Source organism: Enterococcus sp. AZ104 (assembly GCF_050546705.1).
Lineage (GTDB): Bacteria > Bacillota > Bacilli > Lactobacillales > Enterococcaceae > Enterococcus > Enterococcus faecalis.
The window spans coordinates 1,401,038-1,424,196 of sequence record NZ_CP172952.1 but is presented as its reverse complement, the minus strand read 5'-3'; the positions used below and the strand labels follow the sequence as shown (position 1 = coordinate 1,424,196).

General features: G+C 37.2%; 23 protein-coding genes and 2 pseudogenes. 19 read left to right on the top strand and 6 right to left on the bottom strand.

What is annotated here, in order from left to right; all coding sequences use genetic code 11:
* Positions 1 to 67 precede the first annotated feature (67 nt).
* From IGJ37_RS06890 to IGJ37_RS06860, 7 genes are all read left to right on the top strand, one after another.
* On the top strand, positions 68 to 517 hold the full coding sequence (locus tag IGJ37_RS06890) for a hypothetical protein (RefSeq protein ID WP_002380347.1): 450 nt from the start codon (positions 68 to 70) through the stop codon (positions 515 to 517).
* A 148-nt stretch (positions 518 to 665) separates the two neighbouring features.
* The gene (locus IGJ37_RS06885; protein ID WP_002357453.1) at positions 666 to 1,034 is read left to right on the top strand and encodes a GntR family transcriptional regulator; all 369 of its coding nucleotides are present in this window, start codon (positions 666 to 668) and stop codon (positions 1,032 to 1,034) included.
* Entirely contained in the window at positions 1,031 to 1,885 is an 855-nt protein-coding gene (locus tag IGJ37_RS06880; RefSeq protein ID WP_252671085.1) for an ATP-binding cassette domain-containing protein, read from the top strand. Before IGJ37_RS06885 ends, IGJ37_RS06880 begins: the two co-directional genes overlap by 4 nt.
* A 1-nt stretch (position 1,886) precedes the next feature.
* Positions 1,887 to 2,618 carry a hypothetical protein gene (locus IGJ37_RS06875; protein WP_142666769.1) on the top strand — a complete coding sequence of 244 codons (732 nt, stop codon included), beginning with the start codon at positions 1,887 to 1,889 and terminating at the stop codon, positions 2,616 to 2,618.
* 192 nt (positions 2,619 to 2,810) lie between these two features.
* The gene (locus IGJ37_RS06870; RefSeq protein WP_002357457.1) at positions 2,811 to 3,491 is read left to right on the top strand and encodes an ABC transporter ATP-binding protein; all 681 of its coding nucleotides are present in this window, start codon (positions 2,811 to 2,813) and stop codon (positions 3,489 to 3,491) included.
* Positions 3,492 to 4,775, top strand: a complete 1,284-nt coding sequence (locus tag IGJ37_RS06865) for an ABC transporter permease (RefSeq protein WP_104832864.1) — start codon at positions 3,492 to 3,494, stop codon at positions 4,773 to 4,775. It abuts the gene before it with no gap.
* Between the two features lie 90 nt (positions 4,776 to 4,865).
* On the top strand, positions 4,866 to 5,834 hold the full coding sequence (locus IGJ37_RS06860) for an NADP-dependent oxidoreductase (RefSeq protein ID WP_252671083.1): 969 nt from the start codon (positions 4,866 to 4,868) through the stop codon (positions 5,832 to 5,834).
* 220 nt (positions 5,835 to 6,054) lie between these two features.
* Here the strand turns inward: IGJ37_RS06860 and IGJ37_RS06855 are convergent, their stop codons facing one another.
* The 4 genes from IGJ37_RS06855 to IGJ37_RS06840 form a co-directional block, all read right to left on the bottom strand.
* Complete coding sequence (locus tag IGJ37_RS06855; protein WP_002361880.1) at positions 6,055 to 6,657, bottom strand: alpha/beta hydrolase; 603 nt, start codon at positions 6,655 to 6,657, stop codon at positions 6,055 to 6,057.
* A gap of 12 nt (positions 6,658 to 6,669) precedes the next feature.
* On the bottom strand, positions 6,670 to 7,632 hold the full coding sequence (locus IGJ37_RS06850) for a ring-cleaving dioxygenase (RefSeq protein ID WP_010717609.1): 963 nt from the start codon (positions 7,630 to 7,632) through the stop codon (positions 6,670 to 6,672).
* A gap of 10 nt (positions 7,633 to 7,642) precedes the next feature.
* Positions 7,643 to 8,071 carry a MarR family winged helix-turn-helix transcriptional regulator gene (locus IGJ37_RS06845; protein WP_002366740.1) on the bottom strand — a complete coding sequence of 143 codons (429 nt, stop codon included), beginning with the start codon at positions 8,069 to 8,071 and terminating at the stop codon, positions 7,643 to 7,645.
* Between the two features lie 129 nt (positions 8,072 to 8,200).
* Positions 8,201 to 8,995, bottom strand: a complete 795-nt coding sequence (locus tag IGJ37_RS06840) for an SDR family NAD(P)-dependent oxidoreductase (protein WP_002364009.1) — start codon at positions 8,993 to 8,995, stop codon at positions 8,201 to 8,203.
* Positions 8,996 to 9,191: 196 nt separating this feature from the next.
* Between IGJ37_RS06840 and IGJ37_RS06835 the strand changes: the two genes are divergently transcribed.
* Positions 9,192 to 9,944: a DUF7006 family protein gene (locus IGJ37_RS06835; protein ID WP_002385886.1), complete on the top strand. Its 753-nt coding sequence runs from the start codon at positions 9,192 to 9,194 to the stop codon at positions 9,942 to 9,944.
* Between the two features lie 104 nt (positions 9,945 to 10,048).
* Positions 10,049 to 10,771, top strand: a complete 723-nt coding sequence (locus IGJ37_RS06830) for a TraX family protein (protein WP_002357468.1) — start codon at positions 10,049 to 10,051, stop codon at positions 10,769 to 10,771.
* Positions 10,772 to 10,830: 59 nt separating this feature from the next.
* Here IGJ37_RS06830 and IGJ37_RS06825 read toward each other — a convergent pair whose 3' ends face one another.
* Positions 10,831 to 11,865 (bottom strand): YdcF family protein, encoded by a 1,035-nt coding sequence (locus IGJ37_RS06825; RefSeq protein ID WP_010708703.1) that lies wholly within the window; start codon positions 11,863 to 11,865, stop codon positions 10,831 to 10,833.
* 282 nt (positions 11,866 to 12,147) lie between these two features.
* On the opposite strand from IGJ37_RS06825, the gene ptb reads away from it, so the two are divergent.
* From ptb to IGJ37_RS06785, 8 genes and pseudogenes are all read left to right on the top strand, one after another.
* Entirely contained in the window at positions 12,148 to 12,969 is an 822-nt protein-coding gene (ptb, locus tag IGJ37_RS06820; RefSeq protein WP_002374765.1) for a branched-chain phosphotransacylase, read from the top strand.
* Between the two features lie 18 nt (positions 12,970 to 12,987).
* Complete coding sequence (gene buk, locus IGJ37_RS06815; protein ID WP_325814829.1) at positions 12,988 to 14,070, top strand: butyrate kinase; 1,083 nt, start codon at positions 12,988 to 12,990, stop codon at positions 14,068 to 14,070.
* Positions 14,071 to 14,075: 5 nt separating this feature from the next.
* Positions 14,076 to 15,485, top strand: a complete 1,410-nt coding sequence (gene lpdA, locus IGJ37_RS06810; protein ID WP_325814828.1) for a dihydrolipoyl dehydrogenase — start codon at positions 14,076 to 14,078, stop codon at positions 15,483 to 15,485.
* A 10-nt stretch (positions 15,486 to 15,495) separates the two neighbouring features.
* Positions 15,496 to 16,488 (top strand): thiamine pyrophosphate-dependent dehydrogenase E1 component subunit alpha, encoded by a 993-nt coding sequence (locus IGJ37_RS06805; RefSeq protein ID WP_002374771.1) that lies wholly within the window; start codon positions 15,496 to 15,498, stop codon positions 16,486 to 16,488.
* Between the two features lie 21 nt (positions 16,489 to 16,509).
* Entirely contained in the window at positions 16,510 to 17,496 is a 987-nt protein-coding gene (locus IGJ37_RS06800; RefSeq protein WP_002360227.1) for an alpha-ketoacid dehydrogenase subunit beta, read from the top strand.
* A 23-nt stretch (positions 17,497 to 17,519) separates the two neighbouring features.
* Positions 17,520 to 17,690, top strand: a pseudogene (locus IGJ37_RS06795) (biotin/lipoyl-containing protein); the annotation flags it as partial.
* A gap of 192 nt (positions 17,691 to 17,882) precedes the next feature.
* Positions 17,883 to 18,818, top strand: a pseudogene (locus tag IGJ37_RS06790) (dihydrolipoamide acetyltransferase family protein); the annotation flags it as partial.
* A gap of 143 nt (positions 18,819 to 18,961) precedes the next feature.
* Complete coding sequence (locus IGJ37_RS06785) at positions 18,962 to 20,014, top strand: PTS sugar transporter subunit IIC (RefSeq protein WP_002384478.1); 1,053 nt, start codon at positions 18,962 to 18,964, stop codon at positions 20,012 to 20,014.
* 8 nt (positions 20,015 to 20,022) lie between these two features.
* Here IGJ37_RS06785 and IGJ37_RS06780 read toward each other — a convergent pair whose 3' ends face one another.
* Complete coding sequence (locus IGJ37_RS06780; RefSeq protein WP_002357478.1) at positions 20,023 to 20,913, bottom strand: LysR family transcriptional regulator; 891 nt, start codon at positions 20,911 to 20,913, stop codon at positions 20,023 to 20,025.
* A gap of 176 nt (positions 20,914 to 21,089) precedes the next feature.
* Between IGJ37_RS06780 and IGJ37_RS06775 the strand changes: the two genes are divergently transcribed.
* Together IGJ37_RS06775 and ylqF are read left to right on the top strand one after the other, a co-directional pair.
* A complete protein-coding gene (locus tag IGJ37_RS06775) occupies positions 21,090 to 22,031 on the top strand; it encodes a 2-dehydropantoate 2-reductase (RefSeq protein WP_002357479.1) in 942 nt (313 codons plus the stop codon).
* A 275-nt stretch (positions 22,032 to 22,306) separates the two neighbouring features.
* On the top strand, positions 22,307 to 23,158 hold the full coding sequence (gene ylqF / locus IGJ37_RS06770; protein ID WP_002357480.1) for a ribosome biogenesis GTPase YlqF: 852 nt from the start codon (positions 22,307 to 22,309) through the stop codon (positions 23,156 to 23,158).
* Position 23,159: the final 1 nt, after the last annotated feature.

Sequence of the window (23,159 nt, the reverse complement as noted above, 5' to 3'; positions counted from 1 at the left end):
TAATCTGAAAAATTGTTCTCTTAGCTGAAAAATGTTAAGGTTAAAGTAATGATAGATGTAGGAGGTCATGCAAATGATTAGAAAAACAATTTTAGCAAGCTCTATCTTAGGCGTTGGGTTGCTAATTGGTGCATGTGGAAACCAAACTCAAACCCAAATGAATTCAACCAATACCAGTGAATCATCACAGTCTAAAGTAACCGAATCAAGTCGCAAGTCATCTGAAAGTGCGTCTAATAACGAAGGTGTATCAAGCGATTCTAGTAAATCCACAAGTTCCACTACAGAATCAGAAATCTTAAAAGGTCTGGCGGAAGAAAAAACGCTAAAAGAAAAAATCCCGTCCTTAAATCAAACAACGATTAAGAAAGTCACTGATAATGAGTATAAACGCATTCTTGTGATGGAAGAAAAGGCTACAGGAACGACCTATAAAAGTATTTTGATAAAAAAACAAAATCGCTTAAAAATTGTCAACGAAACAACCGATGAATTGTTATACAATGGAACCCTATAAGAACGAAATCATTCAATAAACTCAAAAGTATCGCCATTGTTTTCAAAGAAAAATTTCTTTGGAAACAATGGTTTTTTTATTGACAAAAGAATTTCTAGGGTATATAGTTAGTTACATAAGTAGTTAACCATTTAAGCGAGGTGTAAAAATGGAATTTAATTTTTCGGGGGAAAAGCCTTTATTTCAGCAAGTAGCCGATCAGATTGCCGAAGGAATTTTTAATGGCGCTTACTTAGAAGGCGAACAAATTCCCTCAACCACAGAAATATCAAAAAGTTATCAAATCAATCCAGCCACCGTTTTAAAAGGAATGAATTTATTAGTAGAACGACAGTTGATTGAAAAGAAACGGGGGATTGGCATGTTTGTTTTACCAGGCGCTCAAGAGAGAGTAAGAAGTGCACGGAAAGAAGAATTTTTAAATAAAGAAGTCTTAGAAGTTGTCGCAGAAGCTAAAAAATTAGGGATTACAGCTGAACAATTAAAACAACTAATTGAAAGAGGGTATGACGCATGAGTTTGCGGGTGGAATCAGTAAGTAAAAAATATCATCAAAAAAAGGCATTAGATAATATTTCAATTACTTTTGAAAAAGAAACGATTTATGGACTCTTAGGCAGAAACGGGGCTGGTAAAAGTACGTTATTAAATATCATAAATAATCGAAGTTTTGCCACTTCAGGTTCCGTTAAATTGGCGGGAGAAACAGTGACCGATAATGAGGCTGCTTTGACTCATATTTACTTAATGAGTGAAGATAATTTGTTTCCTCCTCAGTTAAAAATTAAAGATATTTTTAAAACGACTGAAGGTTTTTATGGATCCTTTGACTGGTCTTTAGCCGAACAAATGTTAAGCGATTTTGATTTAGATAGTAAAAAGACATTCAAAAAATTATCAACTGGTTATCGGAGTATTGCTAAACTAATAGTGGCGCTATCCGTCCCCTGTGAGTATATTTTTTTAGATGAGCCAGTCTTAGGTTTAGACGCCAATCATCGGGAATTATTTTATACTTATTTAATTGAGACATACCAAGAACGTCCCCGTACGTTTGTGATTTCCACCCATTTGATTGAAGAAATTGCGAATTTATTAGAAGATATTATCATCATTGATCAAGGAAAATTGATTCGCGCAGAATCTATTGAAACAATTTTGAAAAACGGTCGCATTGTTTCTGGGCCGAAAGAACAAGTAGAGCGCTATACTCAGTCATTGGAAATCTTAGGCATGGACACTTTAGGTGGAGCAGTTACGGCTTACGTGTACGGCGACTTGCCGACTGAAAAAGCAGAGGTTCAAATTGCGCCGCTAAATTTACAAACATATTTTGTACAATTAACCAATAGAAAGAAGGAAAAGTAAAATGAAATTTAAAACAGCTTTGCGGTATCGTGTTATTTATCAAGTCCGTTCCTTAGCAATTTATTTTGGCTTTTATGCTTTGTTCGGCATTCTTTTTCCTCTTATTGGGTTGATCTTTTCTAACGACGTGAACACTGTCAGCTCTGATGCAGTAATTCCTTGTCTGGTTTTTATGGGGATACTATCATTTTTGGGGATGAACACAGATTTTAAACTGTTTATTCAAAACGGGCTTTCCCGCTGGACGATTTTTTTGGTGAATTTTGTAAGTAATGCTATTTTATCTTTGGTTGGATCCTTGGCTGTACTTGTACTGATTAAAGTATTTAGCGGCAATTTCATTTCTCATTTTCAATTATCAATGAAATTAATTGATGTCTATGCGCAAGGAAACTTTTTCATGTCGTGGTTGCTCTTTTTTATCTTACTAATGCTTAGCGGCTCACTTGGCTTGTTAGCAGGTGTCTTTAATGATCGGATAGATGGCGTAAAAAAACTCATTGTTTTATTGCTGTTATTAATGATTCCTATTTTACTGGGCACGATTGCACAATTAGGGGGAGCACCAATGCGCCTGAGAATGCTCCACGTCTTGCAAGCAATGGTTGGTTATCAATCCACTGGTTTTACTGTCCTGCCACTTCTTCTGACAATCAGTTGCTTTGTGGGCATTAATCTTGGTTTGGCCTATTTATTGAATAAACATCGTGAAATTAAACGCGTAAATGCATAACTAATTAATAAGAACATGTTCAATGAGGTGAATTTGGAACATGTTCTTATTGTTTTAATTGAGAGATACATCGGAAGTACCATGACAAAGGAAAGGGCTTCCGTCAAAATAGAAAGAGAAGAAAGGAGTATGAAAAGAGTAAAAAACTTTGTAAATAAGTAAACGACAAAGAATGAAAAATGGAGGGGTAACATGGCGGTAATTGAAGCAAAAAATATTAAAAAAAGTTATGGAAAGAACGAAACAAAATTTGATGCGTTAAAAGGTGTTGATTTAAAAGTTGAAAAAGGTGAATCTGTGGCCATAATTGGTAAAAGTGGCTCTGGGAAATCAACATTTATGCACATTTTGGCATTGCTAGATCAACCAACTTCAGGAGATATTTATTTAAATGGTAAAAATGTTACTAGTATTAGAAAGAAAGTGCTGAATAAAACGAGAAATGAAGAATTTGGTTTTGTTTTTCAACAATTCTTTATGAATGCCAAGGATACAGTTTTAAATAATGTTCTTTTACCATTAAAAATCGGTGGGATTTCCGGTAGCAAGAGGAAAAAGATGGCTTTAGATGCGTTAAAAGCAGTCGGTTTGGAAGATAAAGTTCAAAATAAAGCGAATAATTTATCTGGTGGCCAAAAACAACGGGTATGTATAGCGCGTGCTTTAGTTAATAATCCGCAAATTATTTTTGCAGATGAACCTACAGGGAATTTAGATTCTGCCACTGGGAAGAAAATTGAAGAATTGTTATTTGATTTAAATAAAAATAAAGGAATTACCTTAATTATTGTGACACATGATCCAGACTTAGCAGCACGTTGTGATCGGCAAGTTCATGTTCGAGACGGCTTGATTGTAGGAGGAGATGAGTAAATGAAATTTAGAGATATTTTAAAATCAGCTAGTACCAATTTAATGCGTAATAAAGGTCGAACCGTATTGACCATTATTGCAATCTTTATTGGAGCATTTACCATAGCTTTAACTACAGGAGTCAATATTGGTGTAAATGATTATATTGACAAACAAGTCGGCAGTGTCGGTGGTGCAAATCAGTTATTTATTCAGCCAAAAATGGAGATGAATGTTGGTAACGGAACAGAACCAAGTAAATATAATCCAGAGAAAAAAACCAGTACGATTCAACAACAAAGTATGCTTGCTGAAAAAGATATTGAGAAGATTAAAAAAATCTCGGATGTTACATCAGTGGAACCAATGAAATCCGTTGCTATCGATTATATAAAAGGAGCAGATAAGCATAAATATGTATTTTCAGCAACTTCTGCGCTAGATGAGATGACCATTGATTTAGCGGCTGGCCGTAAAGTTTCGCAAACGAGCCAGGACTTCGAAATTAATTTGTCACCAGAATATGTAAAAGCGCTCGGCTATACATCTAGTAAAGCTGCCGTGGGAGAAACAGTTCAATTAGGTATCTCAAGTTCCTTGAAAGGACAAGAGCAAGTTATTGAAGCGAAAATTGTTGGCGTTAGAAATGCCAGTGTCATTCAAAATGGGCTCTCGTTGATGAATAAAGCATTGATTGATAAAGTTGTCTCAATCAATCAAGCAGATCTTCCAGAACATTTAAAAAATCAATACGCGATGATTATTGCTGAAGTTAAAAAAGACAGCACGCCAGAGCAGATTAAGGACATCAAAAAAGATTTAGACAAAGCTGGCTATTTAGCGACTACTGTCGAAGATGAAATTGGCATGATTCGTAATATAATCAATGCAATCACTGGTGTTTTAACCATGTTTGGTACAATTGCCTTGTTAGCTGCAAGCTTTGGCATTATTAACACGCTGTATATGTCTGTCCAAGAAAGAACGCGAGAAATTGGTTTAATGAAAGCCATGGGTCTTAGCAATGGGAAAGTCTTTACAATTTTTAGTGTTGAGGCGGCTTTAATTGGCTTTTTTGGCTCAATATTAGGCATTTTAGGAGCTGTTGGGGTTGGAAATTTAGTTAATCGTTTGGCAACGGATTCTTTTTTAAAGGCTTTAACAGGATTTAAATTAATTCAATTTTCATTACCATCTTCACTAACGATTATCTTAGTTATTATGTTTATTGCTTTTTTAGCAGGAACTTTACCAGCTCGAAGAGCAGCAAAATTAGATCCAATTGAATCTTTACGTTATGAATAATAGACTAAAAACAGCTACTTTCTCTCAATTTAACTAAAGCATATTCTTATATAAAAAGAAGGCAATAGGCGTATACTAAAAGTGTGAAAAATGAAACAAATGAGAGGAAGTTGGTTTATGAAAGCTGTTGTGATTAATCAGTACGGAAGTAAAGAGGTACTTGAAGAAGCAGAAGTAACACTGCCAGAATTATCGGAACATCAAGTGTTGGTAAAAGAATACGCGACATCAATTAATCCGATTGATTGGAAATTGCGTGAAGGATATTTAAAACAGATGTTTGATTGGTCCTTTCCGATTATTCTTGGTTGGGATGTCGCTGGTGTGATTACAGAGGTGGGGAGTCAAGTAACGGATTGGCAAGTTGGCGATAAAGTTTTTGCTCGTCCTGAAACTACTCGTTTTGGTACCTATGCAGAAGTAACGATTGTGGATGATCATTTATTAGCAAAAATCCCTGAAACAATTAGCTTTGAAGAAGCGGCTGCCGTTCCGTTGGCTGGTTTAACCGCTTGGCAAGCATTGTTTGATCATGGTCACCTTAAAGAAGGAGAAACTGTTTTAATTCATGCTGGTGCAGGTGGGGTCGGTACTTATGCGATTCAACTAGCAAAAGAAGCGGGCGCACATGTCATCACGACCGCTAGCGCAAAAAATCATGCCTTACTGAAAAAAATTGGTGCAGATGAAGTGATTGATTATCGTACAACGAATTTTGCAGAGGTATTAGCTGATGTTGATTTGGTCTTTGATACAATGGGTGGTGAGGTTCAAAAAAATAGTTTTGCCGTCTTAAAACCAAATACCGGTCGTCTTGTTTCAATTGTGGGCATTGAAGATAAACAATTGGCAGCCGAAAAAAATATTTCTGCTGAAAGTATTTGGCTTCAACCAAATGGAGAACAATTACAAAAAATTGCTGATTTGATGGCAGCTGGAAAAGTTAAATCAATTATTGGTGAAGTTTTCCCTTTTTCTAGACAAGGGATTTATGATGCACATGCACTCAGTGAAACGCACCATGCAGTTGGTAAAATAGTTGTTCAAATGGCAGAATAAAAAGAAGCTCAGACAGTGAATTATCTTAAAATAGAAAAAGTGAGCCTGGGACAAAAATCCAAAGAGATTTTTGTCCCAGGCTCAAAACCTGATAAACGGCGGGAACAGAACCAACTCCTTCGGAAATAAGCCGAAATTCTCCAAAAATTAAAGAGCAATTTTCGGAAATTTCTTCTTATTTCTCGGAGCTAAACGGTTCTGTCCCGACCTCACTTTTTTGTTAAGAGGACAGATGTGCCAACCAAGTTTGTGTTTCCTTAATTTCTTGATAAGTTAATTGATGACTTTGTGTCCAAACCTCTTGTACGGTTGCTCCATGATTCTGAAATAATTGAATCACACGCATACTCTCAGGAAGTGGGACAATCGGGTCATGCTCTCCTAGAGATAATAAAACAGAAGTGTCGGTCAAGTCTGGTTGATTGGTCAATTCAACAGGAAACATGGGATGATAGAGGACAGCTTGATGGTAGCTGTCGGGATGAGTAAGCAATAATTGAATAGCGATATTGGCCCCATTTGAATAGCCAATAAAAATAATTTTATCCAATGAAAATTGATGTTCGTTAGCGGCTTGTTGAATAAACTTATGAAGCGCCTCGCCGCGTTTTTCTAGATCTTCTAAGTCATAATGACCTTCCGCTAGGCGCTTAAAATAACGATTCATTCCATTTTCTGAAACATCACCACGAATACTTAGCACAGTAGCTTGTTTATTTAGTTCTTGAGCAATTGGTAGGAGAGATGTTTCATCACCACCTGTACCGTGAAGTAGCACAAAGACAGGTGCTTCAGGATGTCCTTTTTTAAAAATTGAATGCATGTTTTTTCCTCCTTAGGCTCGTTTTGTATTGAACGGCTTGATAACACTCTCAATATACTCACGACGGTTTTCTAAAAATGGCGCAAGAGATAACTTTTCTCCTAATGTTTCGTAAGGTTCATCCCCCATAAATCCTGGTTCATCGGTGGCTAATTCGACTAAAATATGCCCAATACGAACATACAATGATTCAAAGTAATAACGATCGACATAGCCAGAGTTTTGTAAGCCTAAATGATCAAAGAGCGCTTGCCAAGTCCCAAGTGATTTACGATCCGCTAGGCGGAATGCAACGTGATGTACTTCACCATATCCTTGTTGCGCTTGTGAGCTAGTATCATCGTCTACCAAAACGACTTGGGCACCATTGCCACCTTGCCCAACTTCTAGTAAATAGCGATTGCCTTCTTGTGCCACTACGTGAAAGCCTAGAATTTCTTCAAAGACTTCTTTGAATTCATGAAAATAGGAAATAGCTATTTCGACAGGTCCTAAGCCATAAATCGCAAATTCTGTAGGGACAGGTCCTTTTTTCCAAGGGGTGCCCGCTGCAACACCCTGATTTAATTCATCAGAGATTAATTGATACGCTTGATCATCAAAATCCCAAAAGCGAAGGATCTTTTTGCCAAATTCTTCAGAAATACCTGTGTGTTTGACCGCAAATTCATTAAAGCGATTTTCATAATAAGTCAAAGCTGCATCTGAAGGAACCCGGAACCCTGTTCTTGAAATTGTATTGGTTCCTTTTAATCCTTTAGGGTTATTGGGAAAATCGAAAAAGGTCATGGTTGTACCTGGTGTACCCAAATCATCGGCAAAATAGGTATGGTAAGTATAGATATCATCTTGGTTCACTGTTTTTTTGACTAAACGCATCCCTAAAACGTCCGTAAAGAAGTGATAGTTTTTTTCTGCATCACTTGTCATAGCTGTAACGTGGTGGATTCCTAATAATTGATCTTCTTTTTTCATCATTATTTCCTCATTTCGTTTCATTTGTTATTTTTCGTAAAGTTTTTTGAAGAAGTGTTAATTCTTCGGAAGAGAGTTGTTCAAATGCTTCTGCAATTCGCTTTGCATGCGTCGGGAAAATTTCTTCAATTAATGTTTTTCCAGCTTCTGTTAATTCAACGTAAGTAATGCGTCGGTCTTTTTCACTGGGGGTGCGCGTTACATAGCCTTTTTTATGTAATTGGTCAATAACATAAGTGGTGCTACTGCTAGCGATTAAAATTTTCTCCTTAATTTTTTGGATGGTCTGAGGACCTTTATGGAGTAACAGCTCTAATACTGAAAATTCTGTAATGTTTAAGTCATAACAAGTGACATCTTGCTTGGCAAGTTGCTCTAGTCGATGGCTGGTTCTTAATAAACCGATATAGGCTTTTAAAGCTTCTTGCTGTTGGTTCATTGTTTCACCTCTTTTTATTTCGAATTCGAGATAAATATAACTTACTTTTGGTAAGTAATCAATTAATATGCTTAAAAAGACAGCCAGCAAAAAAATGTGAATTTTTGCTGGCTGTCTTTTTTGTTTAATTTAGAAGATCGTTGGAACTAAGCCGCCATCGATTCTTAAGGCTTCGCCTGAGAAGGAAGAAGAATCCGGGCTGGCCACAAAGGTAACAAAACGACCAATTTCTTCTGGTCGAATGAGCCGTTGGATTTGTGAACGAGAACGATGATTTTTCATGAAATCTTTTTCCCAATCCTCTTTGGGAATGTCTGAATCAGCGTACATATCTTCCAACATTTTTTCTACACCTTCGGTAAGGGTTGAGCCAGGCATAACCGTGTTAACGGTGACATGTGTGCCGACAGTTAAGTTGGATAAACTTTTAGCTAAGGAAAGATTCATCGTTTTTGTCATGCTATATTGGGGCATTTCGCCAGAAGGCATCACCGCTTCTTCGCTAGCGATGAAAATAATGCGACCAAAATCTTGTGCAAGCATTTTAGGTAGATAAGCTTTTGCTAATGCATTGCCTGACAACACGTTCACAGTAAAAAATTTTTCCCAAGTGGCGTCATCGATGTCCCAGTATTCCATTGGCTCAAAAATCCCCATATTGTTCACTAAAATGTCGACTTTAGGGAATTTTTCAAGCAAAGTAGCTCGTTGACTTTCAATGGAAATATCGGCAGTCCCTGCTTGAGGATGAGTGTCTGGAAACATTGTTTGTATTTCTTTAACAACTTTAGTTACTTCGGCTTCATTGCGCCCATTGATAATGACATCGGTCCCTTCACGAGCCATTTCAATCGCAATTGCTTTGCCAATTCCTTTGGTTGAACCAGTAATTAATGCTAATTTATTCGTTAAGTGTAAATCCATTTAAATCCCTCCAACGTTTGTCTATCTCTAGTGTAGGTCTTTTTCTGGACTTTTAAAAGGAAAAAGTTTTTTCGGCCCGCGAGAAACAAGCCCCAATAATTACTTAACAGCTGAGTTTTCACTTTTTGGGCGTAAAACGAGTAATTATTGTCAGTAAAAAAGCGTCACTTTTTTGATAGAATAACTAGAGACGAAATTGGCTAAGACCAATTTTGTAAAATTGTACATAAAAAAGAAGAGTGGGAATGCTATGAAGAAACAATATTACTGGAATATACCCGATAACTTATTAAACTCGTTAAAACAGCGGAAAAAGTTATACAACTTTTATAAAAATGAACAAAATAAGGCAAGAGAATTAGTAGAGAATTGTCAGTCGGTTCTTTTTCCTGAATTAGTCGCTTCGCTGAATAAAATAGATGAGCGGATTAAATTATTGATATTCTATCAAAATTTAGAAGATTGTGAGCTTTCAGAAGAAGAAATTATTACTGTGATTGAGCGAGAATATTTTGTGACTTTTTATGAAACAATTGAAGAACCGACCACTGAAATTATTAGTAGTCATTCTATGTATTATTTATTGCAACAGCCGACTAAAGAAATGCTTTGGGATTTAGACTTTAGTAACATGTTAAAACAAGGTCAGTTAGTTGATTTAATGGATTATCAAAAATTGACCAAATGTTATCAAAAGTTGCAGAATCAAGCTAAAAATTTGATTGAAAAATTAAATAAAGAAACATTTTACACATTCTATAGTCAACTTTTATTGATTGATTGCCAATGCAAATTATTAATAGAAGAGGCGCTTCTGAAAGAAGAATCATTGATGACGGTCGATGAATGCTTAATAGCCATTAAGCAAGAAATTCGAAAAATTCATTTTGAACAATTTAAATACCAACATTATTTATTTGAAGATTTATCTTTGCGGTACCAGGTTTAACGAAAGTGACAAAAAGAATGGTTGAATCTAACAAGAATGTTCGTTGTTTTCTGTTATATAAAAAGATATGATAGTTTCTGTAGAAAAAATAAAGGAGACGATTCATGAACGCAAATCGCTTAAAGTTATTGATGATGGGGTTAATGGTTCTTGACCATATTAGTTATTTTGTTCCGCCAGAATGGGCACTGATTTTTCATGTAATTACTCGTTGTGTCGGTGTGTTTTTTGGTTACATGGCTGTAGAAGGGTTCAACTATACACGGAATGTTTATCGCTACAATGGTCGTTTGTATATTTGGGCAGCAATCATGTTTGTTGGAAATACGCTTCTAAATCATTTAGTGAATAATCCAGCTGTCGCTGTTCACAACAATATTTTCTTCACCTTAGCCCTTGGTGTCAGTATGTTAATTGTGACAAAAGCGATGCTAGAGATGCCAAAAATCAGCTTAAAAATTGTTTTATTGATTAGTATATTAGCAATTTTAGGAATAGGAGCAATGTTTGCTGAAGGTGGCATTGTGATGTTACCTTTTATGTTGATTACGTATCTAGCCAGAAAGAGACTTGTCTTACGGAACTGTTTATATGGTGCATTAGCGCTCTTTTTCTTAGTTACAAGTTTTCAATGGTTGGGAGATTGGCCAACGACAATTGAAATGTTAGCTTATAATTCTGATTTTATGTTTATCACTGTGTTACCATTTATATCGCTTTACAATGGTGAGAGAGGGAGCAAAGCACCATTTTTCAAATATTTATTTTACGGATTCTATCCGCTTCATTTATGGCTGATTGCATTGATAGCCAATTACGTTCATTAAACCTTTTTATATTAAAAGAATAAAAACAGCGACTCACATTTTTGTGAGTCGCTGTTTTTTTAGATGGGTAAGATACTGATTCCTAAAAGAAGAGTGACAAGTAGAAAAACAAAAAGCACAATTCGCTTATCATGAACCAGTAAGGCAATGTATTCTCGGATTAGAGCAGTTGGTAAAAAATATAAGGCAGTTGGCGCCCCGACACCTTCAGCTTTTAAGCCGACACGATGGGCATACATAGCTCCTCGTAAGACATGATAGTTATTTGTTGAAAAAATAACAGAGGGTTGTTTAGAATCAGACGGCATCTTTTGCCAATCTGCCTGAATTATTGCTTTAGAAAACAACATATTTTCATAAGTGGTTGTGGATTGGTCCTCCATCAAAATTGCTTCTGCAGGAATATTTTGTGAAAGCAAATATTTTTTCATTGCGAAAGCTTCGGCCACAGGTTCGTCAGGACCTTGACCACCGCTGACTACAAATTTAGCGGTGGGATTTTTTTCATAATATTCAATCCCTTTATCTAACCGACTCTTCAAAAGTGGAGGTACTTCCTCGCTACGAATTCCCGAACCTAAAACAATGATATAATCAACCGCTTTTTTTAAAGGAATCATTTGGTACATCCATGAATACAAGACGTAAGCAGCAAATAGAAAGGTCAGCAAAAGATCCATTAACAATAGAAAAAGTAAGAACAGAAAAAGCATATAAGGTATTTGCGCTGTGCCAACTGATAATAAATATAGAAAGGCTGGTAAAGCAATTAATAAGTTCAGCCCTAAGCCCGCCGACAATTTAGCCGTGACACTTTTGCCTTCTTTCGTTTGCATCGTACGTGAGTTAAAAATAAAGTAAAGGCAAATGCCGATAAACACAGCGGGAATTAATAGATAAGCAATGGCCAAGGTAATTAGGTCGCCATTCTTAAAATGTAAATAAATTTTGTCTAGTCCGATAAATAGTAAGGTGACTAATGACAATAAGGTGCCGGAAGCCAGAGTGATACCGCCGAGGATACTGCGGTTATTAATTTTTAATATACCAAATCCTAGTAGGGCGATAAACAAAAAGAATAGTAGTAGTGCCATTTAATTCCTCCTAAAAATAAGTATCTAAAGTATAACATGCTTTAGGATCTGACATAAATAAACAGTTGTGCCGAAGCATAAGTTTTCCTTTCATTCTTAGAAAAGAAGTTTTTTCATGAAAAGTAAATTAGATAACAATTGTTTAGAGAAAGAAAAGCTTGATTTACTAAGCTTTTCCTTCTCTATAAAAAATATTAATAAGGGCATAAAAATTAACAATTTGTATACGCTTACATACTGAGGTAGATTTAAAGTGTAAAGAAGAAAAAATGAGGTGAGAAAATGATCACTGTTTCAATTGCAGGAGGTTCACAACCAGAGATTTTACAGCTAGTTAAAAAAGCACTAAAAGAAGCCGAGCAACCGTTGCAGTTTATTGTATTTGATACAAATGAAAATCTTGATACTGAAAATCTCTGGAAATATGTTCATTGCTCAGATGAGGCCACGGTAGCACAGGAAGCTGTCAGTTTAGTTGCAACTGGTCAAGCACAAATTTTATTGAAAGGAATTATTCAGACCCACACATTACTAAAAGAAATGTTGAAAAGTGAGCATCAATTAAAAAATAAACCGATTCTTTCCCATGTAGCAATGGTGGAGCTGCCTGCAGGAAAAACCTTCTTGTTAACCGATTGTGCGATGAATATCGCTCCCACTCAAGCGACCCTCATTGAAATTGTTGAAAATGCTAAAGAAGTCGCCCAAAAATTGGGACTGCACCACCCGAAAATTGCTTTGTTAAGCGCAGCGGAAAATTTCAATCCTAAAATGCCTTCGTCTGTTTTAGCAAAAGAAGTCACGGCACATTTTAATGATCAACAAGAGGCTACGGTTTTTGGTCCACTTTCGCTTGATTTAGCGACCTCTGAAGAAGCGGTTGCGCATAAACGTTACAGCGGTCCTATCATGGGGGATGCAGATATTTTAGTGGTCCCAACTATTGATGTTGGAAATTGTTTATACAAATCATTAACCTTGTTTGGGCACGCAAAGGTGGGAGGAACGATTGTTGGCACAAAAGTCCCAGTCGTTTTAACATCTAGAAGTGATTCGACAGAAAGCAAATTTCATTCATTAAGATTTGCCATGAGACAAGTTTAAAAAAAGGAGCAGAAAACAATGGAAACAGTATTGGTTATTAATCCTGGATCGACCTCCACGAAGTTAGCGCTTTTTGCTAATCATGATTGCTTGGCGGAAGAAACGCTTAGACATAGCGTCCAAGAATTGGCACCTTTTGAAAATGTTGTCAGTCAAACACCATTTAGAAAACAAATGATCGCGGAATTTTTAGAAACACATAACATCACACAATTAGTCGCTGTCGTAGGGCGTGGTGGTTTGCTTAAGCCTATTCCTGGCGGTACGTATCTTGTCGATCAACAAATGCTAGAAGACTTGCGGACAGAACGCTTTAATACCCATGCTTCAAATTTAGGGGCGATTTTAGCTAATGAGTTTGCAGAAAAATATCACGTGCCAGCCTTTATTGTCGATCCTGTTGTTGTAGATGAGCTACAACCATTAGCCAGGATTTCCGGATTAAAAGGCATTCACCGGCGTAGCGTTGGTCACGCCTTAAATCAAAAAGCGGTCGCTCGAAAAATCGCTGAGGATTTAGGGAAAACATATGAGCAAAGCAATTTTATCGTTGTTCATTTAGGTGGGGGCATTAGCTTGGGGGCGCATCAAAAAGGCCGCATGGTGGATGTGGTAAATGGGCTTGATGGTGAAGGTCCTTATACGCCAGAACGCAGTGGTGCCTTACCGCTCGTTGAATTTGCGCAATGGATACTTGAACAGGAGTTAACGATTAGCCAAGTGAAAAAGCTAATTGCGGGTAATAGCGGCCTTAAATCATACCTAGGTGAAACAGATTTACGGCATATCCAAGCACAAATAGCTGCAGGTGATCAAACAGCAAATTACTATTTAAAAGGAATGTGTTACCAAATCGCAAAAAGTATTGGCGAGATGGCCGTGGTTCTTGAAGGCACAATTGATGCAATTATTTTAACAGGGGGCGCAGCCTATTCGCAAACCGTTGTTCAAGAAATTAGTCAAAAAGTCACTTGGATTGCACCAATTAAGGTTTACCCAGGTGAAATGGAGATGGCTGCTTTATATGAAGGCGTCAATCGAGTATTAACAGGGGAAGAACAAGCTTTAAATTATAGTGAAGCAAAAATTGAGCAGGAGTGATCAAAATGGCGGAACAAACAGATTTACTGATTTTAGGTGGCGGAACAGGAGGCTATGTAGCAGCAATTCGAGCCGCACAAAAAGGGCTAAACGTCACAATTGTTGAAAAATACAAATTAGGTGGCACTTGTTTGCACAAAGGCTGTATCCCTACAAAAGCTTTATTAAGAAGCGCAGAGGTTTTTGATACCTTAAAACAAGCGGCTTCTTTTGGGATTGAAACAGAGGCAGCGTCCATTGATTTTTCTAAAATACAACAACGGAAAGAAGGAATTATTGAGCAGTTACACAAAGGTGTTGAAGGCTTATGCAAAAAAAATAAAATCAAAATTTTAGCAGGCGAAGGTGCGATTTTAGGTCCCTCTATTTTTTCACCAGTCTCTGGCGCAGTGGCAGTTACGTTTAATGATCCAACACGGGAAGAAGAAATTATCGTTCCTAAAAATGTCATTATTGCGACAGGTTCTAGTCCTAAAACATTACCTAATTTGCCACTGGATGAAGAATTTATCTTATCTTCTGATGGGATGCTTGAATTAGAAGAATTACCAGAATCAATTGCAATTATTGGTGGTGGCGTTATTGGTGTCGAGTGGGCTTCTTTATTAAATAGTTTAGGTGTCAACGTAACTATCATTGAATTTTTGGATCGTTTACTTATAAATGAGAGTGCAACAATTTCTAAAGAATTAAAGAAACGTTTAGAGCAACGAGGAATCAACATTTTATTAGGTAGCAAAGTCCAAGAAGCGAAAGTTACCGGGCAGAAGGTTCAAATAGAAGTTGTAGGACAAGAAAGCCTCGCTGTTGACAAAGTCATGGTAGCAATTGGGCGTCAACCCAATATCAATAAGTTAGGGTTACAGAATACCTCAGTGAAATATACTGACAAAGGCATTGAAGTAAATGAATTTTATCAAACCACAGAAGGACATATTTATGCGATCGGTGATTGTATCGATACACTCCAACTAGCACATGTGGCTATGAAAGAAGGAGAGTTAGCTGTTCAGCATCTTTTAGGCGAGACAGTTGAACCTTTAAATTATACAAACGTGCCTCGAGGTGTTTATACAAATCCTGAAATAGCAAGTGTCGGCTATACTAGAGAAACTTTACCAGCAGATAAAGAAGTAGTGATTGGTACCTTTAATTTTAATGGTAATGGTAAATCACTTGTTTATGGAGAAACAGATGGCTTTATAGAAGTAATTCGTGACAAGAAGACCGATGATTTATTAGGGGTTTCTATGATTGGGCCACATGTCACGGATTTAATTGCCGAAGCAAGTACTGCCATGTATTTAGATGCCGCGCCCATTGAAATTGGTGAAGCAATCCATGCGCATCCAACAATGACAGAAGTATTGCAAGAAGCATCCTTAGATACTTATGGCTTAGCGATTCACAAATAGAGAAAGGTTGATGAAAATGAAAGCGCTTAAAAAATCAGGTTTATCAAAAGAAGAATTGATTCAGGCATATCGTCAAGTACTAAGAGGACGTCGTTTAGACGAACGGTTGTGGCAATTAACAAGGATTGGTAAGACCTCTTTCAATATTTCTGGTCAAGGGGCAGAAGTTGCACAAGTAGCGATGGCGATGGCTTTTGATCCTCAAAAAGATTATTTTTTACCGTATTATCGTGATATGACCGCGTGCTTGGTTTGGGGCATGACCTCCAAAGATATTTTAATGGGTTCTTTTGGAAAAGAAGCGGATCCTTCTTCCCATGGTCGTCAAATGCCGAATCATTATGGTTCAAAAGAGCATAATATTGTTTCCTTCTCTTCAACAGTAAGTACACAAATGCCATTAGCAACAGGTGTTGGTTATGCAGCGCAACTTCAAAAAGCTGATTTTGTTGCATTGACCACCACTGGGGAAGGCTCTGCCAATCAAGGAGAAGTCCAAGAAGCTATGAACTTTGCAGGCGTAAAAAAATTACCAGTCATTTTTGTTGTTGAAAATAATGAATATGCGATTTCTGTCCCAATTGAAGAACAGTATGCCAATAAACGAATGGCCGATCGCGCGAAAGCTTATGGCTTTGAAGGTGTAACCGTTGATGGTAGTGATTTTACTGAAGTCTATCTAGCATTTAAAGAAGCAGTAAAAGCGGCTCGCGGGAAAAAAGGACCAAAATTGATTGAATTAATGGTTTCGCGCTTGACTTCTCATTCCGCTGACGATGATCAATCTGTTTATCGTTCAAAAGAAGAAATTGAAGAAATGAAAAAGAACGATGCAGTGAAGCTTTTTGAAAAACAATTATTAGAAGAGGGCTATTTAACAGACGAAGACATTGCCAAAATTGATGAAGAAATTCGTGCAGAAATCAATCAAGCAACGGATGAAGCAGAAGCAATGCCAGATCCTGTACCGACATCAATTTTAGAAGAAGTGTATGCAAAATAAGAGAAGAGGAGAAGAAATATAATGGCTGAGATGACTTATTTAGAAGCAATTAACTTAGGAATTTCTGAAGAAATGGCTCGTGATGAAAAAGTAGTTATTTTTGGAGAAGATGTCGGCGGCGACAAAGGCGGCGTGTTTGGTGTAACAAAGGGCTTGGCTGCTAAATACGGTGACGAGCGTTGTTTTAATACACCGTTAACAGAAGGTTTAATTGGTGGTTTAGCTGTCGGCTTAGGTTTAATGGGCTATCGCGCAATTGGTGAATTTCAATTTGCGGATTACATTTTGCCTGCAACCAATCAATTGTTATCAGAGGCTCGGACAATGCGCTACAGAACAAAAGGCGATTGGACTGCGCCGATCGTTTATCGGACCCCTTATGGCGGCGGTGTTCGTGGTGGGCTGTATCATTCTCAGTCTACAGAAAAAGTTTTTTGTGGACAACCAGGATTAAGAGTTGTGACCCCCTCTAATCCTTATGATGCAAAAGGGATGATTAAAGCAGCGATTCGTTCCGATGATCCAGTCATTTTTTACGAACATAAGCGTTTATATCGTTTACTAAAAGATGAAGTGCCTGCAGATGATTATATCGTACCAATTGACAAAGCCAATGTCGTTAGAACGGGTAGTGATTTAACCGTGATTAGTTACGGCATGACCTTGCAATTAGCTTTAGCTGCGGCGGAAAAACTAGTCGCTGAAGGAATTGATGCCGAAATCGTCGATGTTCGCTCATTATATCCTTTAGATCGCGAAACATTAGTAGCTGCAGCTAAGAAAACAGGGAAGGTCTTACTCGTAACAGAAGACAATAAAGAAGGCAGCGTGATGAGTGAAATTGCGGCAATGATTTCAGAAGATGCTCTCTTTGATTTAGATGCACCGATCCAAAGACTTGCAGGACCTGATTGTCCAAGCATGCCTTATGCATTACCTTTAGAAAGAGAATTTTTAATCAATGAAGAGCAAGTATTAGCAGCAATGAAAGAATTAGCAGAATTTTAATTGAAGCAAGGAGGAAAAAATAAATGGCCACAAAAGAAATCAAAATGCCTCATCTAGGCGAAAGTGTCACAGAGGCAGCCATTGTCCAATGGTTAGTTAAACCAGGAGATTCAGTGAAACGTTATGATCCCTTAATGGAAGTCGTTTCTGATAAAGTCACCACGGAAGTCCCATCAGATTTTGATGGTGTAGTAAAAGAATTTCTGATTTCTCTAGATACAGATGTGCCCATCGGAACAGCGGTGATGACGTTAGAGACAGAAGAAACAACCGAAAAAACAGAAGAAGCTACTTTAGCACCAGTGAAAGAAGCAAGTGCGGAACAAGCACAAGAACATGAAACGGTTGAAACAACAAGCACTGCGACGTCCCATCAAAAAAATAATGGTCGTTATTCCCCAGCAGTCCTTAAAATTGCCCAAGAAAAAAAGATTGATTTAACACAAGTTACAGGGACAGGTCGTGATGGTCGAATTACTAGAAAAGATGTTACAAACTTTACACCAACACAGGCAAGAACGCCTGAGAAAACAGTGAGTCCAGGAACTAGCCCTTCAATTTCAGAGGAGCCAGTTGCTTCGCAAAATGAAAGCGCCGCAACAGCTAGTCCAACTGAAACAACCACAGATAAAATTGTTTCTGCAGATCCTGTACGTAAAGCAATTGCTAAAAAAATGGTCCAAAGTGTCAACGAAATCCCTCACGCTTGGTTAATGGTGGAAGCGGATGTGACCAACTTAGTCCAACTTAGAAATTCATTAAAAGATGAATTTAAACAACAAGAAGGCCTGTCTCTAAGCTTCTTCCCATTTTTTGCCAAAGCAGTCATTCAAGCGTTAAAGAAAAATCCAAAAATCAATACATCTTGGGATGATGGCTCAATTATTTATCATAAAGATGTTAATTTATCCATAGCTGTAACGACAGACGAGCATCTTTACGTGCCAGTGATTCAACAAGCGGATAACTATTCGATTGCAGGGCTAGCTAAAGAAATCAATCGCTTGGCACAAGAAGTCCGACAAGGAACGCTAGCAAGCAAAGAAATGCAAGGAGGGACCTTTACTCTTAATAATACTGGAACACTAGGTTCCGTCCAATCGATGGGAATTATTAACCATCCACAAGCTGCGATATTACAAGTAGAGTCAATTAATAAACGCCTTGTGCCAACCGCAGATGGAGGCTTTAAAGTGGCAGATATGGTTAATTTATGTCTTTCTATTGATCATCGAATTTTAGATGGACAACAAGCAGGTAAGTTCTTGCGAGATGTTAAAGATAATTTAGCGAAATATAATGCGGATACGGATGTATATTAAAAATCGTTCCTTGCTTTAGTTAAATAAAAAGCGCCTCAAAGAAATAAGCGCTCTTCTTTGAGGCCGCTCTTTATCTAATAGAAAGTTCAATCATTCTCAAACTTGTTCTGAAAAAACAAAAATAATCAATAGGAGTGTTGAAAATGCCCACAGATAAACTGGATGCTCAATTAACCCCAAGAATATTTTTTAACAAAGTGTTAGCTGGAACAGCTTCCGGCACCATTATCGCCTTAATTCCCAATGCTGTATTAGGAGCCATTTTAAAATATTTTGCAGAATACAAGATTATCGAAATGATTATTCATGCGGCGCAAATTTTCCAACTAGCCACCCCTTTAATTATTGGTGGACTGATTGCTTTTCAATTTGGCTTAACGCCACAGAAAATGATGATTGCTGGCGGTGCAGCATTTGCTGGCTCTGGCGTGATTAAATTTAATTCAGAAGTGAAAGGCTTTATTGGTGCAGGTACTGGTGACATCATTAATATTATGATTACCGCTTCTGTTGCAGTCTTACTTTTATTAGTCATTGATAAAAAATTCGGTTCAGTGGAAATCATTGCTTTACCGATCGTTGTTGGAGTAGGTGCAGGCTTGTTTGGCATGTTGATTTATCCATATGTGACACAAATTACGGTCGCCATTGGGAAAGTGATTAACAATTTTACTGATTTCCAGCCAATTATCATGAGTATTTTAATTGCTTGTTCATTTGCTGCACTGATTATTTCGCCAATCACTACTGTGGCAATCGGTTTGGCGATTCAGTTGAATGGCTTGTCTGCAGGTGCTGCTGCAATGGGAATTGCAGCCACAACTGTTGTTCTTGTGATTAATTCTTGGAATGTCAACCAATCAGGAGTGACACTGGCTGTCTCTTTGGGCGGCATGAAAATGATGATGCCTAACTTATTTAAATACCCAATTATTTTAATTCCTTGTTTATTTACAGCGACTATTTCAGCAATTCCTGTGGTTCTATTCAACATTTCAGGAACCCCACAATCGGCTGGATTTGGCTTGGTTGGACTCGTGGGACCACTTGCTTCATTGGATGCGGGCTTAGGGATCTTACCCTTACTCTTTTCTTGGTTTGTTGTTCCAATTGTCGCGGGTTTATTCTCAAAATTCTTATTTGAAAAAGTGTTGAAACTTTATGATAGTAAAGTCGTCTTTGCTTATCAAGGCTAGATTATCCATTAATTTTCTTTAATGATTTGGATAAAATCTCTAACATCTTCTGTCATACTAAAATCGCGGCGCAAAGCAATGCCGATGGGGAAATAGTCAAACTTATCTTTTAAAGGAATCCATTTCAGTCCCTGACTTTTTCCCACTTCATAATATTCAATCGGCAGCAAACAAATCGAATTATTTTTTTGTAAACTATAAAGAAGTACTTGTAAATCATCGTTATGCAAAATAATATTCGGCTCATAACCGAAGCTCCGAGTCCGATCTAGTAGTAGGCGACCAATCATAAAATTATCACTTAACGATGAAAATCGTTGATCTTTCAAATCTTTAAAAGTTAATTTTTCATATTGGGAGAGAGGATTTGATTCTGGTACTACGACATAAACATGGTAGCCTTTGGTAGTCGTTTCTAAAGGTTCAATATGAATAATTTCAGGTAAGGTATTTGGGAAAGAAATTAGTCCCATATCAATTTCTTTATTTGCTAACATCGTTTGTAATTTTGGCGAGCCATCTTGCTGTAATATTAAATTCACATGTGGATGGGTTGTTAAAAATCGTGAAATTTCTTTCATAAATTGTACAGCAAATAAAGTAGTTAAGCCTAAACGCAATTGCTTTTTAACTGGTTTCTGGTTCATTTCACGAATATCTGTTACCAATTGATCGAATTGAAAAACAACTTCTTGGCCATGTTCATATAAATAAACACCTGTATCGGTTAATTGAAACGGTTGATCAGAATGATCAAACAACGCTGTGCCTAACTCAGATTCCATTTTTTTCAATGCTAAAGAAAGTGTTGGTTGGGTGACAAATAAATTGCGAGCGGCCGCCGATAAACTGCGGGTATTAACAATTTCAATGAAGTACTTTAAAAGCTGAATATTCATCAGAAACTCCCTTTCTTTTTAAAAGCGCTTACATAAATGCGCTTGGATAAAAAATAACAAATAGATCACTTATAATATAACATATGTATTGCCTTTTTATGGTTATAAAAGTAAGAGATAGAGATTTTCTTAGCAGATTTTTACCTAAAAATAAAAAATTGAACGGAGGAAAAGAAATGAAGATTATTATCGCAGGTGCTGGCGCTATGGGCAGTCGCTTTGGACTAATGTTACATCAAGCAGGAAATGACGTTATTTTTGTTGATGGTTGGCCAGAACATATTGAAGCAATAAGAAAAAACGGGTTAGTTGCTGATTTTAATGGCGAAGTGGTGACCGCTAAAATTCCTATTTATCCTCAGACAGAAGTAGCAAGCATCGATTTTACAGCAGACTTAGTTATCCTATTTACAAAAGCAATGCAACTGGAAGGAATGCTTGAAGCATTAGAACATTTCCTTAATAAAAATACGAAAGTTTTATGCTTGTTAAATGGAATTGGGCACGAAGATATTATCAAAAAATACGTGCCTTACGAAAATATTTTATTAGGAAACACAATGTGGACCGCTGGGTTAGAAGGACCGGGCAAAGTAAAATTATTTGGCAATGGTTCGATTGATTTACAAAATTTAGGAGCGCAAAGTGAACAAGCGGCAGAAGCAGTCATTAAGGTATTAAATAACGCTGGCTTAAATGCACGTTATTCTGAGAATATTTTATCATCCATTTATAAGAAGGCTTGCGTAAATGGAACAATGAATGGTTTATGTACTTTGTTGGATTGTAATATGGCAGACTTTGGCGAAACAGAGCAAGCAGATCAAATTGTTCAACAAATAGTTAATGAATTTTTAGCAGTCGCTGAAGTGGAACAAGTTACGTTAGATAAACAAGCAGTTCTTCAACAAATCCGCTCGTGTTATAATCGAGAAACAATTGGTTTGCACCATCCATCGATGTATCAGGACTTAATAACCAATCATCGTTTAACCGAAATTGATTATATCAATGGAGCAATTGTTCGCAAAGGGAAAGCCTATGGGATTGCTACACCGTACTGTCAGTTTTTAACAGAGTTAATTCATTGTAAAGAAAATTTACTTCATGCTAAATAACAAGTAAAAACAGAAATACTCTTGAGTCGGTCTTGAGAAGAGCTTGACCTACTTCTTTCTATACTTTGCCAGTGTACAAGGCTGAGACAAAATCCAAAGTGAGTTTGTCTCAGCTTTTTTGTTTTTTAAAGAACACTACAGAAAATAAATCAAATCCGTGAAAAATATGTTAAACTAGAGAAGGTGTTTTTTCGCAAGAATCTACGCGGAACACAGGACTCGTTGAAGAATTGAATCAAAGAAACAATGTGTTAAAGAAGGGATTTGAACAGATTATGACCATTCAATGGTTTCCCGGCCATATGGCCAAAGCAAGAAGAGAAGTTTCGGAAAAAATCAAATATGTCGATATTGTATTTGAACTAGTTGATGCGCGGTTACCGCTTTCTTCCCGTAACCCAATGATGGACCAAATTGTCCAACAAAAACCACGATTAGTCCTTTTAAATAAAGGGGACTTAGCAGATAACGACCAAAATAAAAAATGGCAACATTACTTTCAAAAGAAAGGGTACCAAACCCTAGTTATCAATGCCCAACAAAATAAAGGAATCAATAAAATTGTGCCAGCAGCCAAGGAAGCGTTAAAAGAAAAATTGGCTCGTGAACAGGCGAAAGGTTTGAAACCGCGTGCGATTCGCGCAATGTGTATTGGGATCCCCAATGTTGGTAAGTCAACCTTAATGAACCGTTTAGTCGGAAAAAAAATTGCGCAAACTGGGAACAAGCCAGGTGTGACAAAAGGACAACAATGGTTACGCTCTGGTTCCCAATTGGAATTACTGGATACACCAGGGATTCTCTGGCCAAAATTTGAAGATGAAGAAATTGGGAAAAAATTAGCTTTAACTGGCGCTATAAAAGATCAATTATTGCATTTAGATGATTTGGCGATTTATGGATTAGAATTTTTTGCACGTTTTTATCCGCAACGTTTGACGGAACGATATGGTTTAACAGAGGAAGAGCTATTTTTACCTGCCCCAGAACAATTGATGTTAATTAGCCAAAAACGTGGTTTTAGAGATGATTATAATCGAGCCAGCGAAATGATTATTTTAGAAATTCGCAGTGGAAAATTAGGTACGTATACTTTGGACCGCTGGGAAGAACTAGGAGACGAATAAC